A 13,878-nucleotide genomic window follows, 5' to 3' on the forward strand; every position below is an offset into this window, starting at 1 on the left:
TGATTCGGCGCTACTCCACCAGCAGCGGCGGCACCTTCGGATCGAAATCGATCCATCGTCCGTCGACGATCGAGCCTTCCGTGCATTCGATCTCCGCTCCGCCGTGAGCGCGAAGGATTTCGACGGCTCGACGCTGCTGCTCCATCGTCGGTGCCGAGACCGCGATCAGCGTGCCGCTTCTGCGCGGCGAGGGATGTGCGGTTGGTGCGTCGCTTGGTTGTTCTGCCTTGGCATCGTCATGTTCCGCGCCGGCTACGGCATCGACGAATGCGCCGAAGCTGGCGCCTACGCCGGCGATAGCGCCGGCAGCAGGTCCGAGTGCCGGTGCCGCAGCAACCACGGCTGCAGCGCCGATGGCACCGACCAGGACGCCACTGCTTCCTGTGTCCGCAGCTGCGTGATGCTCCGTGGGGCTCTTCGATCGATCCTGCGAGCTATCGGATTCGGCGGCAGCACCAACGGGGAACATCGCCAGCTGATCCTTCGCGAAGCCGGCTTCGTAGAGATCGGCCAGGCCTTCCTGAGCATCGAGCTGGTGCTCGAAATTGCCGGTGATGATGCCGGTCAAGGCTCCGGGGCTGGTGATGTTGCCGGGAATGGCGCGAGGGCTGCGGTCGATGATCGTATCGGTCATGGCTATTCCAGGGTTATGGCTGCAACTGGCGCAGCATCCCCCGTGCCCGAGTCCTTTAACGTGACGCTGCAATGCGGAACGACAGGGGCGAAGACAACGGGCACGCCGAATGATATTAATCGCGGCCGCCGCGGCACTCTGCAGCTCGTCGAGCGCAGCCCGCCAACGCTTTAAGCTCCGTCTCGTTCCAATTTCACACCAACACCAGGAAATATCTGCCAGGCAATGTCCAGTCATCCTGAGCGACAGATCGACGCGCAAGACACAGCGTCAAGATCTCGTCCGGCGCCCGAGCTTCTCGTTCGCCCCTACACCCAGCCACCGCCGCCGACCCCGATGGGCCGTTTCCTGCGCGGGCTGGTCAACTCCCTTGAAATCGGCGTGGCTCGCGCTTCGCGCTTGCCGGATCTCGGGGTGTACGAAACCCGCGATTTCCCGTGGGCCAGCGCGCTGGAAGCCGGGTGGGGCAGCGTTCGCTCGGAACTCGACCAGGTCATGGTGCAACGTGATCGCATGCCGAGCTTTCACGAGATCATCAGCGAAGTGTCGACGATCACCACCGACGATCGCTGGAAAACCTTCTTCCTGATCGGCGCCGGAATGGACTGCAGCGGCAATGCCGCGCGCTGCCCGGAGACGATGAAGCTGTTGCAGGAGGTGCCGGGCATCGTCACCGCCTTCTTCAGCATTCTCGCTCCGGGCAAGCACATCCCGGCGCATCGCGGCGCCTACAACGGCGTGCTGCGCCTGCATCTTGGTCTGGTGGTGCCGGAGCCACGCGAGCAATGCCGCATTCGCATCGGCGAACGCATCTGCACGTGGCAGGAAGGCAAGGCGCTGATCTTCGATGACACCTTCAATCACGAAGTCTGGAACGACACCGACGGCTGGCGTGTGGTGCTGTTCATCGACTTCGCACGGCCGCTGCGCCAGCCCTGGCATTGGCTAAACCGGTTGCTGATCGGCCTGGGTCCGCTGGCGCCGTTCCTGCGCGAAGCGGGCCGCAAGCAGAAGCGCTGGGAGAAGAAATTCTATTCAGCCGGCGATTAGGACCCCGTTTCTCGTCGTGATGAACGGTGTCCTAACGGCCGGTGCCTTTTCGCTCGTCGATGTCAGCGAACCTGCGCCGACGGCTCGATCGTCTGCCCAGCCGTAGCGCCAGCAGGCCGAGCATCGATGCCAGGCTCAGTACATCGAAACTGCCGCCGCCGTTGCTGGCCGTTGGCTCGTCAGGCGTTGTGGGCGTGGGTGGTGGGGGCGTTACAACCGCCGGAGCCGTGAGGGTGTACTGGTCGATCTGACCGGGCGTCGTCGAGCCCGAAGTGACGACGTCACTGCGAGTGCCATCCGCGGCAAAGGTGGTCAGGGTCAGCCGGTACGGCCCGGTGCCAGTGCCGCGCAGCTGCACGTTGTAGGTATCCAGCGGCAGTCCCAAGGTCCAGCCATAGCTGCCGTCCATATGGCGGAAGCCCAGGGAATTGATGCCGCCATCGAGTTCCTGGGTGACGATCAGGCCGTTGCCGGTCACCACCCGCTGGCCACGCGAGTTGGTGAGGATCACTTCCACCGGGCTTTCGGTGGTCACCATCACGGCATCGGGGGCGAATGGACAGCTCACGGCTGCGGGCGCCGGCGCTGCGGAGGCTCCGCCGAACTCGGCGCTGTTGTAGGCGTAGCGGCCTTCGAAGCCGTAGGTGGCATCGGCACCGCCCGTGGCTTCTTCCTGTGGCCTGCCCGGCGGCGCGCCCGGAAAGTCGCTGGCCTTGGTGCGAAGGTACAAGCCGTCCACAGACGTCGCGAAGTTGAGCGGGATGATCCGGTCAGAAGCGCCGATCATGCTCACCAGATTCAGCGGCGAAGGAAACGGAGTGCCGTTGATGATGATCCCCGTCTGGCGATAGTTGGTCCCTTTGGGATAGACGACGACACCGACATGCCCGGCAGCCAGGCCGCCGGCGCTGTACTGGCCGCTGGTGATGCCGCCGTACGACAGGTTGGCGAATACCTCGGGATGCGCGGCTCGAATCGCTTCGAGCCGATTGAAGATGTCGTCCTTGTACTGGTTGCAACCGCCGGAGCGGATGTCGGTCTCGTAGTTGAAATACGGCGTCAGGACGTCCATCGCGCTGACCGTCGCGGCGTAGGAGCCGCTGCGGAACGGCAGGTCGAGCAGGGCAATGGCCTCGTTGTTGGAGGTGTCGATGTCGTTCGCGGCGCGCACCTGGAACTGCACGCTGCGCAGATCCGTCTGCTGCTCGGAGAGCTGGCCGTTCTGCAGGCTGTCGAGGTCAGTCGCGTTGACGACGCGCACCACGAACTCGATGGTGCTGAAGCTGCCGCTGCCGAGACTGAGTCCCGGGCACTGCACGCTGCCGCCGCGCGAACTGGCAGTGGTGCCCGGAATGCAACGCGTGTCGGAAATGCTTTCGAGTCTGAGCTGAGGAGGAAGCTGAACGGCCAGTTCCACGTTGTCGACCGTGCCGCCGCCGCGGTTCGACAGGGTCGCGCGGTAGATTGCGGACAGCTTGCCGTTATCCCAGTCGGCGTTCTGCATTGTTGCCGTGGCGGTGACGTCGACATCGACGTAGTCGCGCAGGTCACCATCGATCGGCACGTAAAGTTCGGCCGACGCACTGCTGCCAGCAGAACTGTTGCCCCCGGTCTGGGCGACGCCGATCTCCACTCGCAGCTTCACCCAGGTGGGCCCGTAGAGCCCGTCGGGCCGTCGCGGCCCGGTGAAACTCACTTCGCAGGGCAGCGCACTGGCCGCACGCGAAGACCAGATGGTTTCGGTCTTGGTGAATGGACCGCCATAGATGAAGGTATTGAAGTCCGGCGTGTCGCCGCAGGCCACGCGGCCGTCGTAGCCGGTTGAACCGTTCGGGCGGCGGGCAGTGAACAGGGAGCCGAGTCCCTGCGGGTTCCTGTACAAGGCTTGCGCGCACGGCAGTTCCCGGAACCGTTTGCCATCCTGCAGATCGATGGTCGCGCAACCGACGACGGATGCCGTGGACACGCGCGCAAAGCATGGCGACGGCGACCAGATGTCAGTGTCCTTGTCCCAGGTGCTGCACAGCGAGTCCGTGGGATTGGTGGTCACGATCACGTTTCCGCCGAACCCGAAGTGGCCGGCGGCCGAGCCGGAAACCTCGTCGCTCTCGGCCGGGCAGGCGCCGCTCTTCACGCCGCCGACAATCGTGCACGGCGGCAGCGGCAAGTTCGGCGGCGTGTCTGCGCTGGCCCCGGCAGATATGCAGAGAGCGACCAACGCTGCCGCAGGCAGGCCTAAAGCCCCGATTCGCACATTCGATCGCCACATCGCCACTTCTCCCTTACCTGTCAGGAACAGCTCGCTCCTGGTCTTACGCGTCAACTGCGGGAGAAAAGGCTCATCGGGTACGGAAGTAAGTAATCACGCCGGTGATCAACCCAATGATCGGCCCGTTGATCAGCGGTACCATCGCCAGCCACCGGCAAAGATCGATTGAAGACACGGAATGAGGATGGCCGAACCTGAGCCGCCGGCGCCGCCGTCGGAGGTGACCGTACTGCTGCAGCAACTCGGCGGTGGCGACGCAAAGGTTGCCAACGAGCTGGCGCGGCTGGTCTACGACGAATTGCATCGGATCGCCGATCGCGCCATGCGGGGCGAGCGCCCGGATCACACGCTGCAGCCGACGCTGCTGGTCAGCGATGCCTTTCTGAAGCTGGTGGGCCACCGCGATGCTCATTGGCAGAACCGGGCTCAGTTCTATGCCGTCGCGGCGCAGGCGATCCGGCGCATCCTCGTCGATCACGCGCGGGCGCGGCAGCGCGTGAAGCGAAACTTCGGCCTGCGTGTCACCTTGGATGACTCGATTGCTGAGGCGCCCGAACCGGCGCTCGACGTGCTGGCGATCGACGAAGCGCTGGCCAGGCTGGAGGCCGCGGCACCTCGCCAGGCGCAGATCGTCGAGCTGCGCTACTTCGGCGGGCTGGATATCGATGCAACCGCCGAGGCGCTGGGCATTTCGCCCGCCACCGTCAAGCGTGACTGGACCTTTGCCCGCGCCTTCATGCTGCGCGAGCTGCAGGCGAGCCGCTGACGGTGGCGCTGACTCCGGCCCGCATCGAGCGTCTGCAGCAGCTGTTCGAGCAGGCCCTCGCGGTCCGCGTCGACGATCGCCTGGCCTTGCTTGAGCGCGAGACCGGCCCGGATCAGGCCTTGCGCGACGAAGTGCTCGGCCTGATCGCTGCGCACGAGGCCGAGGCGACCCTGCTGAACCGTCCGCTCGACTTCGGCAACGCCAAGGCGGACGAGGTCGACGCTTCGCTCTGGCTGGGTCTAAGAGTCGGCGCCTGGTCGGTGACGCGGCTGATCGGCTTCGGCGGCATGGGCACGGTCTGCGAAGCGGTGCGGGCCGATGCCCAGTTCGAGAAGCGGGCGGCTGTGAAGTTCCTGCACGCCCATGCGCGTCAAGCATCGGCCGCGCAGCGCTTCCGAGTGGAGCGGCAGATCCTTGCCAACCTCGACCATCCGAACGTGGCGACCCTGCTGGATGGCGGGGTAACCGACGACGGCCAGCCCTATCTGGTCATGGAGTACATCGACGGCGAGCCGATTACCGCCTGGGCGGAAGCACGTTCGCTGTCCAGGCCTGCGCGCGTCGAGCTGTTCCTGCAGGTTTGCGCGGCGGTCGAAGCGGCACACCGCAACCTGATCGTCCACCGCGATCTCAAGCCGGGCAACATCCTGGTCACCGCCGAGGGGCGCGTGAAGCTGCTCGATTTCGGCATCGCGCGGCTGCTCGGCGAAGTCGCCGACGAGACCGTCGCTGCGCGTAATGTCGAGCCCGCCTCGTACACGCCCGCTTATGCCGCTCCCGAGCAGATGCGCGGGCAGCCGGTGACCACCGCAGCGGACATATTCGCGCTGGGTGTCGTGCTGTTCCGCTTGCTGACCGGTCGCCTGCCATTCGCGACGCGCGTCGACCCCGACACCGTCGCCGAAGCCGCTGGGCTGGAAGCGGATCTCGACTCGATCATCGCCCGGGCGCTGCAGATCAAGCGTGAGCGCCGCTATTCCACGGTGCAGGAACTGCGCAGCGATCTCGAAGCCTGGCTGAACGGCCTGCCGGTCGCCGCACATGCCGGCGGAAGTGGCTATCGGCTGCACAAGTTCCTGCGCCGCCATCGCGCCGGCAGTGCCATGGCGGCAGTCGCTGCGTCGGCAATCCTCGCGGCTTCCGCAGTCGCGCTCTGGCAGTTCCAGGTGGCGCGCCGGGTGGCTGCCGATCAGCTGCAGCTGAATGCCTTCCTGATGGACGTGCTCAGCATGTCCGATCCCTTCAATGCCGGCGAAGACCTGACGCTGAGCGTCGCCCTTGATCGCGCCGCCGATCGCATCGACGAGCGCTTTGCCGGGCGGCCGGATCTATCGGCGGAAATCCGCTTCGGCATCGGCTACAGCATGGCCAGCCGCTACCGGCTGGAGCAGGCGCAAGTCCAGCTTGATCGGGCGCTGAAGGAGAGCATCGCCGTATTCGGCCCGCAGGAGATCCGGACGCTGCGCGTGATCGAAGGGATCGCCGGTCTGCGGCTCGAGCAGAGCCGGTTCGCAGAAGCCGAAACGGATTACCGGCGGGTGATCGAGGCGCTGGAGACGCAGCGGCAGAAGCGCGATCCGCTGTATGCGAAGGCACTCGGCAATCTCGGCAACCTGTATCTGCAGCAGGAGCGCTACCCGGAAGCGGATCGCGCCTTGCGCCAGGCCGAAGCGGCAGGCGCGGCGCTGGCGTCGCTGGATCCGTATGAACGGGCCGGCATCCTCAGCAACCTCGCGCATGCCGCGCATGGCCTCGTGGATCTTCCTCGCGCCGATCAGTACTACCGCGAGGCGGCGATCGCCTATCGCCAGCTGTTCCCGGAAGGCAGCCCGGACCTCGCCATCCTCTACAACAATCACGCGCTGCTACACGAGGAGCACGGCGACATCCCGAAGGCACTGGCGATGCATCACGAATCGCTGGCCATGCGTCGCAAGGTGTTCCGCGACCAGCATCCGATGATCGTGATCGCGCTGTCGAACATCGCGCGGCTGTCGCTCAACGCAGGTGATCCGGCGGCCTCTCTCCGTTATGCCAGGGAGGGTGCGGCGATGGCGGATCGGGTGTACACCGAACCGAACCGCTTCCAGCCGTCCATCTACTCGACGCTGGCCGCCGCGCAGCTTGCCAACAACGATCTGCCTGCAGCGGGCCGTTCCTGGTCCAGAGCCCGCGACCTGCTCGCATCACTGCCGGACGCGCCGCCAAGCACCGTGCGCTGGGTCGAGGAAGTGCGGGGCCGTCTCTGTCAGCGCAAACCGGCCGAATGCCCGACAGCGGCTGTCAGTTCGTCCGTTCGATCGCCCAGCTGAACAGCTGCGCTTTCTCGCCGAGCAGTATGCAGAACGGTTCGACAGTGCCGCGCCGAGCGAGGTGCCGTCAGCCTCCAGGCGCCGCGCAGACCGGCGCCGGTATCGGCTTGGCATAGCGTGCCGCGATGGTGTTGGCGGCCAGGATTTCGGCGGGATCAGCGGCCAGCAGATCGTCGATCACCGAACCGTAGAACTGCACGGCCGGTTCCAGCAGCGCGGCGGACGTGGTGTCCGGCGTGTCGCCTTCGGTGTGGAAGTACAGCGTGGTGCCGGAGATCGAGACGATCGGCACACCGCGCGCGTACATGCGGCGCTGCTCGCCGGGATTGAGAATCGACGGCAGCATGCTCTGCGCCGGGATCAGGCCGCTCGACAACTGCCGCGCCGAGACCAGCCGCTGCAGCACGGGATTTTCCGAGACGAACAGCGTGCGTGCCGGATCGGCGATCGGTGCCGACACGATGTGGCCATCGGCCAGTTGATAGTCGTAGCGGCCGGCGATCGCCGCACCCAGATGCACGTAGGTATAGGTGCTGGCGATCAATGCCGGATGCGCGTCGATGTAGCGCTGCAGACCGAGGAAGCCGACTTCGTGGCCGCCGGTGAACACGAACACCAGGGTCTTGTCGGGTGGCGTGCCTTTGGCGCCGTAACGCTCGGCGTAATAGCGCGCCAGACTCAGCAGGGTGCCGACACCACCGCCACGCTCGGCAGCCGTGGTGAACCAGCCATTGGTTGGCGTGCCGATCACCAGGGTTTCCGCACTGCGGCCGGGAATGGTGGCGATGACGTTCGCCGAGCGGCCGCTGCGGTAGTCGGCATCGAGCGTGAACTGCGCGATGCCACCGGTCTGGCGGCGCACGCGCTGACCATCCTCGGCACCGACGAACAGCACGGGCAGGCCGCAGAGCCCGGCTTCGGATTCGGCATTGGCAGCGACGATCAGATTGGCCGGCCCGGAAATCACCGCGACCACGCCGAGCGCGCCAGCGGCATGCGCGCGCTTGATCACATCGGCGAGATTGCTGAAGTTGCCGCGCGACAGCAGCGCGATGTCGGCCAGCACCAGCCTGCCGGCCACGGAAGCCGCAGCGAAAGCGGCCGGCGTGCCGCTGCCGACATCGACCAGCTCGGCTCGCAGGCCTTCGCTGCCGGTGCGGCCGGAATACCAGTACGGGAACACCTTGATGTCGCTGCCATCGGCCAGGGTCAAGGCCGCTTTGCGCGGCACGAACTGCATGAAGTCGAACGGCTCGACCTCGGTCTGCAGGCCGTAGCTGCGCAGCCTGCCGTCCAGCCAGTCGACCAGCCGCTCGCCGCCCTCGGTGCCCGTGCGATGCAGGCCGATGGCGCTGTAGTCGAGCAGCTGCCGGTAGGCATCGGCACCGGTGCGCGCAGCGGCTGACGGCAGTTCGTCCAGCCCGGCAGGCGCGAGCGCGATGCCATCGGACGTGCAGGCGCCGAGGCCGATCAGGCCGGCTGCGCACAGACCGGCAAGGCCGGAGGAACGGGCGAAGCGGGCGAGGCTGGACGCCGTCTTCGTCACTACCGCCGCTGCCACGATGGCCAGTGCCCGCAGCCAGGCTGGGCGATTCGGGTGATTCATGGTCGTCTGCTCCTGGTTCCAATCAGTTTGGCGGTTGGCGTTGCTGTTTGCGCGGTCAGGCGATCGACGTCCATCTTGTGGTCCGGAACGACGGCTGGCTGGATTCCGCTTAGAATCCGCCGCGCAGGTGCCTGAAGGCTGCTCGGACAGAGCCGTAGGGTGAAACGGGAAGCTCGTTCAATTCGAGCACTGCCCCCGCAACGGTAAGCAGGAAGCTTCGGCACATTGCCACTGGATCGCCACGATCCGGGAAGGCGCCGACGGCCAGGCCTGCGAGTCCGGAGACCGGCCTGCAAAAAACTATCTCCGTGGTCGCGGCGGGCGACTGTACGGGTGTGGCCTTGGCCACGCCGACCACGGCGTTTTTCGTTCTACCGAGACGAACCGTGGCGGCGAGTGGGCAGCTGTGCAAGCGATTGGGCCGAACTTTTCTGGCGATGTCAGCCGGCTGGTCTGCGTGCTCGGCCGCCGATGATCCCGCCGATGCCGCGACTGAACTGCCGACGGTCACCGTGGTCGGCCAGCGCACCGAGTTGCTCGATAGCGGCGTGGTCATCCGGGTGCCGATCGATCCTCTGGTGGCCAGCGATCTGCCCAGCGTGCTGTCGACCTTGCCCGGCGTGCAGGTGCGTTCATCGGGCGGTCTCGGCAGCTACAGCGAAGCCAGCCTGCGCGGCAGTAGCGGCCGGCAGGTGCGCGTCCTGCTCGATGGCCTGCCGCTGGATACCGGCGGTGGCGATGCCAGTTCGCTGTCGCTGATCAGCCCGCTGCTGCTGGAACAGGTCGATGTCTACAAGGGCCGCGTGCCGGCCCAGCTCGGCAGCGGCCTGGCCGGCACCATCAACCTGCGCAGCCGCCGGGAACTGGCGGCGCCGGTGGTCGGCACTGCAGTGCTCGGCAGCTTCGGTCAGAAGCAGGTCGATGTGGCCGCACAGCTCGGCAGCGCGTTCCAGCTTGCACTCGGCGCGCAAGGTGCCGACAACGATTTCGATTATGTCAACAAGTTCAAGGCCTTCGATCCGACTGATCCCGATCGCACTCGAAAGGAGCCGCGGCAGAACGCCGGCACCGAACAGTATTACGGGCAGCTGCGTTACTTCGGGCCGGTGGAAGTCACCCTGAATGCCCTGAACGACTCGCAGCAGTTGCCGACCCGGCTCAATGCCGAAGACACGCAGACCGAGCTCGATACCCAGTCCTACGCGCTGTCGCTGACCAGCCCGCAGGGATCGACCTGGCAGACGGCGTTGTCGCATCGCTACACGCGGGAAATCTATAGCGACCCCGGCAGCCAGCTGGGGCTCGGCGCCCAGGACACACGGTCGGATACCCAACGCAGCCTGGCCAGCATCGGCCGGCGCTTTGGCGACTTCTTTCAGGACACCCTGACGGTCGAGTACGCGGACTACCAGTCGGAAGACAAGTTCGGCGGCGTGCCGACCAGCTCCGCGCGTCGCATCAGCGCCGGCAACGGCTTGGATGCACAGCTGGTCGATGGCAATCGCCACTACAACGCCAGCCTGAATCTCGCCTGGTCACGCGACGTGGCCGATGGCGAGCGCGAGGAGCACACGCGGATCGAACCAGCCGTCGGCGCCACGCAACGCATCGATGCCTGCCTGCTCGCCGCCAATCTCGGCCGTCGCGAACGCCTGCCGACCTTCTTCGAGCGCTATGGCGATCGCGGCCTGTTCCGGGGCAATCCGTCGCTGAAGCCGGAGAGCGCGAACTACGGCGATGTCGGCCTGCGCTGCCAGCCCGGCCCGCGCATTCAGCGCCTGGAACTGACTGTGTTCGGCCAGGACCTGCACGACGCCATCAGTCCCACCTACAACGCTCAGGGCATCGGTCGTTCGATCAACACCGATCAGGCGCTGATCTACGGCGTCGAAGCCGATAGCGCCGCGACCTTGGCCGGCTTCGGCTTGCAGCTCGGCGGCACCTGGCAGCACACGGAAGATCGCAGCCAGGTTCGCGACACCCGTGGCAACCCCTTGCCGGGCCGCTTCAAAACCCAGATCAACGCGCGCATCGAGCGGCGCTGGCAGATGCTGACGTTCTACTACGCCTATCGGCTTGAAGCCGGGCAGTACTACGACAGCACCGGCCTGCTCAAGGCGCCGACCGCGCAGCGTCATGACGTCGGCGTGCGTGGCGCTTTCGCCAAGGTCGGTTGGGCGCTGCAGGCGCTCGATCTCAGCAATCAGCAGGCCGAGCAGTTCAACGGCTATCCGACACCCGGCCGTCGCCTGCTGCTGTCGCTGACTTATCCGCGCAACGAGCCGACCACCGCTCAAGGACCCGCTCAAACCCCTGCTCAAACCGCCGTTCAAACCAATTCCGCTTCACCTGCCGAACCGCTGTCTGATCCATCTACCCAGGGAGTAACCCAGTGACAATGAAAACCCTCAAGACGTGTCTGTTGCTATTGCCAGCCGTGCTGCTGGCGGCTTGCGATGGCGGCAGCAATAACGATGCACCGAACTTCACCGATTCCGCCGTGATCGCCACGCGGGCGACCGATTACAGCAGCGGCGCGGTCTCGCTGATCGCGACCACTGCGCCGTTCGCTGCGCGGAATAGTGTGGCGGCCAGCGCCACCTCGGACCTGTTCGTGCGCAGCGGCGGCGACCATTATTTCGTGGTCAAGCGTTTTCTCACCAACCAGGTTCTGCGCTACTCGGCGAGCAACCCGGCGTTGCCGGTCTACACCTACTCGACGCAGGACGCGACCGACGGCACGATCGAGAGCAATCCCAGCGATCTGCTGATCGTCAGCGATACCAAGGCCTATCTGCTGCGCTACGGCTCCGGCAAGCTGTGGATCGTCAATCCTTCCGCCACCACCGAAGCGGCGTTCAAGATCGGCGAGATCGATCTTTCCGCCTACGACACCTTCGACGGCGTGCCGGAAATGACCGCGGGCATCGTCAGAAATGGCCGCCTGTATGTCGCCATGCAGCGACTGGAAAGCTTTGCATCGGTCAAGACCGGCTACATCGCCGTGATCGATATCGCGACCAATACCGAGATCGATACCAAGCCGACGACCGATGGGCTCAAGGGCATCGAACTGCCGGTACGCGATCCGGTCAGCCTGGCTGGCATTCCAGGCAGCAACAACATCCTCGTGCTGGCCGACGGCGGCTACGGCGGCTTTGACGACGGGTATGCGCAGTTGTACGAGGGCGGCATCGTTCGCATCGACACGGCGGCGAATTCCGCCACCTTGGTATTCGACGATGGCGATGCCACCACGCATCCCTTCGACTTTTTCGCCGATGTCGCCACCGTGACTTCGGATCGCGCCTACTTCATCAGCAGCACCGGTTTCGGCGCCGCGCAGACGCTGTACCGCTTCAATCCGAACACCAACGCAGCGCCAATCGCCGTACCTGGATTCCAGGCTGTGGCAATGGGCTCTCTGGCGGTCGATCCCAACGGCAAGCTCTGGGTCACCCGTACCAGTTCCACTCAGCCGGGCGTCAGCATCCTCGGCTTCACCAGTGGTGCTGAAACCGTGGATGCGTCCCTGATCGACACCGTGCTGACGCCGATCAACATCGACTTCATCACCGTTCCGGTGCTCTGAAGCGAGGCTGTTAGGTAGCTTCCGCCGAGCCGAGATTTCCCGGCTCGGCGTGTTTCGAAACTGAGTTACGGGCCAGCTTGTGCCGGCAACCGCTTCCCGCTGACCAGTAGTGCTTCCTGAATCGGCGCGCCGCTGATCTTCAGCGAAACCGTACGCGCGTTCCGATCGGCCACCACTTCAAGCAGGTTGGCATTGATCGCCGAGATCACGTGCCCGCCGTCGATCTCGACTGAATAGCCGTTCGGATAATGCAGAGTCGGCACATAGATCGTGGTCACCGTTCCGGCTGGCGCGGGCTCGCCTGAAGCGAGCGTCGTCGAGTAGCGAAACGCGAAGCGCTTGCTGCTCGCCTCGAAGGCATAGGCCAGCGGCATGCCAGCGATCGCCTGCGGATAGGGACGTTCCAGCGCGGCGAGCTTGTCGAGCCTGGCGGTATTCAGATCGCGGTCGTCGTCGAACATGCTCTGGGCACCGGTGCCCTGGGCCTGGGTGGTCGGGTCGCCCCAGTTCTTGTACGACCAGTACATCCAGCCAACGAGATTCTCATCGGCCTGCGTTGCCACGCGGGCGGTGGCAATGGCGTCATTGCTGGCACCGAACTCGCTGAGCATCGAGGCCGCACCGAGGCGCGTGGCGACGACATCGGCATTGCGATAAACCCGCTGCTCCATCTTCGCGCAGGTTGTCGAGTCCTTGGCGCCGTAGGCCTGCATCAGGGTCTGGGCGATACAGTAGTTGTGCCAGGACAGGCCCAGCTGCTCATCGTCGATCGGCTGCGTGCCCAGGTGCGAATGGGCGCCGAAGTCGAACAGCACCTGCGGTTCGAGCCAGACGATGTTGTCGGCGTCGACACCGCGAATGCCGGCGAGCACGTGCTCGTACATCGTCTGCAGCTTGTCCTGCTCGAATTTTGCGCAGCCGCCCGGCAGCGCGCACACCGGCCAGGCACTGCCGCTCCAGGGTTCGTTGATCAGGTCGTAGCCCATCAGGTGATCGGCATCGCGCCAGCGGGCGGCGACGGCAATCCAGGCATCACGGTAGGCAGACTGCAGGTTGTTGGTGTTGTTCCACAGCCCGTCGAACGCTTCGTTCACGCGCGGTGTGACGTAACCGATCGGGAAGCCGGCACGGATCAGGCCGCCGGTTTCGGCGGGATGAGCCCATGCCGGAAAACCTTCGCCGGCATAGGCCTCGCCGAACAGGTCCTGATGGAAATCGATCATCACGTAGATGCCGCGAGCGGCCAGCAGCTTGACCACGCGATCGATGCGATCGAGATAGCTGTGGTCGATGACGCCCTGCTGCGGCATGACGCCGGCAAACAGCACGCCCAGGCGCATCGCGTTGAAACCATGCGCCGCCAGCCAGTCGGCATCGGCCGCGGTGAAGCCTTCGAGCGAGTCGGGCGGGGTGTACGGGGCGTGCTTCCAGACGGCGTTGACGCCATGCAGGATCACGACTCTGCCCTGGCGATCAACAAGCCAGCCGCCCTGGTGACGCAGCTGGTCCAGGCTCGGCAGTTTGATCTTCGAAACGGGGCGCGGAGCCGCCGTATAGGCCAGGGTTTCCGGGTGCGAAGTACGAAAGGAAGTGCTCGGCACAGCGCCAGCAACAAGGCTCATGGCCAACAGGGCCCAGATGAATTTCAC

10 protein-coding genes and 1 riboswitch are annotated in these 13,878 nt (G+C 65.3%); of the genes, 6 read left to right on the top strand and 4 right to left on the bottom strand.

The genetic code is table 11. The features are described 5' to 3' along the window. Window positions 1-10: 10 nt before the first annotated feature. Entirely contained in the window at window positions 11-634 is a 624-nt protein-coding gene (locus tag G513_RS0106330) for a hypothetical protein (protein WP_022975983.1), read from the bottom strand. Window positions 635-970: 336 nt separating this feature from the next. Here G513_RS0106330 and G513_RS0106335 point away from each other — a divergent pair, with 336 nt between their 5' ends. Continuing rightward, window positions 971-1,684 carry an aspartyl/asparaginyl beta-hydroxylase domain-containing protein gene (locus G513_RS0106335; RefSeq protein WP_022975984.1) on the top strand — a complete coding sequence of 238 codons (714 nt, stop codon included), beginning with the start codon at window positions 971-973 and terminating at the stop codon, window positions 1,682-1,684. A gap of 31 nt (window positions 1,685-1,715) precedes the next feature. Here the strand turns inward: G513_RS0106335 and G513_RS0106340 are convergent, their stop codons facing one another. Continuing rightward, window positions 1,716-3,566: a hypothetical protein gene (locus tag G513_RS0106340; RefSeq protein ID WP_156891427.1), complete on the bottom strand. Its 1,851-nt coding sequence runs from the start codon at window positions 3,564-3,566 to the stop codon at window positions 1,716-1,718. 49 nt (window positions 3,567-3,615) lie between these two features. Here G513_RS0106340 and G513_RS25685 point away from each other — a divergent pair, with 49 nt between their 5' ends. Genes G513_RS25685 through G513_RS0106350 form a run of 3 tightly spaced genes read left to right on the top strand, consistent with a single transcriptional unit; the run spans window position 3,616 to window position 7,031 of the window. Further along, a complete protein-coding gene (locus tag G513_RS25685; RefSeq protein ID WP_156891429.1) occupies window positions 3,616-4,122 on the top strand; it encodes a hypothetical protein in 507 nt (168 codons plus the stop codon). A gap of 15 nt (window positions 4,123-4,137) precedes the next feature. After that, the gene (locus G513_RS0106345) at window positions 4,138-4,719 is read left to right on the top strand and encodes an ECF-type sigma factor (RefSeq protein ID WP_022975986.1); all 582 of its coding nucleotides are present in this window, start codon (window positions 4,138-4,140) and stop codon (window positions 4,717-4,719) included. 2 nt (window positions 4,720-4,721) lie between these two features. Continuing rightward, window positions 4,722-7,031 (top strand): serine/threonine-protein kinase, encoded by a 2,310-nt coding sequence (locus tag G513_RS0106350; protein ID WP_022975987.1) that lies wholly within the window; start codon window positions 4,722-4,724, stop codon window positions 7,029-7,031. A 67-nt stretch (window positions 7,032-7,098) separates the two neighbouring features. Here G513_RS0106350 and G513_RS24730 read toward each other — a convergent pair whose 3' ends face one another. Next, window positions 7,099-8,637 carry a M28 family peptidase gene (locus tag G513_RS24730; RefSeq protein WP_022975988.1) on the bottom strand — a complete coding sequence of 513 codons (1,539 nt, stop codon included), beginning with the start codon at window positions 8,635-8,637 and terminating at the stop codon, window positions 7,099-7,101. 108 nt (window positions 8,638-8,745) lie between these two features. Then, a riboswitch (cobalamin riboswitch) is annotated at window positions 8,746-8,945 on the top strand. A gap of 129 nt (window positions 8,946-9,074) precedes the next feature. On the opposite strand from G513_RS24730, the gene G513_RS0106360 reads away from it, so the two are divergent. After that, complete coding sequence (locus tag G513_RS0106360; protein WP_022975989.1) at window positions 9,075-11,033, top strand: TonB-dependent receptor plug domain-containing protein; 1,959 nt, start codon at window positions 9,075-9,077, stop codon at window positions 11,031-11,033. Next, window positions 11,030-12,229: an NHL repeat-containing protein gene (locus G513_RS0106365; RefSeq protein ID WP_156891430.1), complete on the top strand. Its 1,200-nt coding sequence runs from the start codon at window positions 11,030-11,032 to the stop codon at window positions 12,227-12,229. Before G513_RS0106360 ends, G513_RS0106365 begins: the two co-directional genes overlap by 4 nt. A gap of 65 nt (window positions 12,230-12,294) precedes the next feature. Here the strand turns inward: G513_RS0106365 and G513_RS21700 are convergent, their stop codons facing one another. Then, window positions 12,295-13,878 carry a cellulase family glycosylhydrolase gene (locus tag G513_RS21700; RefSeq protein ID WP_022975991.1) on the bottom strand — a complete coding sequence of 528 codons (1,584 nt, stop codon included), beginning with the start codon at window positions 13,876-13,878 and terminating at the stop codon, window positions 12,295-12,297.

The organism is Nevskia ramosa DSM 11499 (assembly GCF_000420645.1).
Classification (GTDB): Bacteria; Pseudomonadota; Gammaproteobacteria; order Nevskiales; family Nevskiaceae; genus Nevskia; species Nevskia ramosa.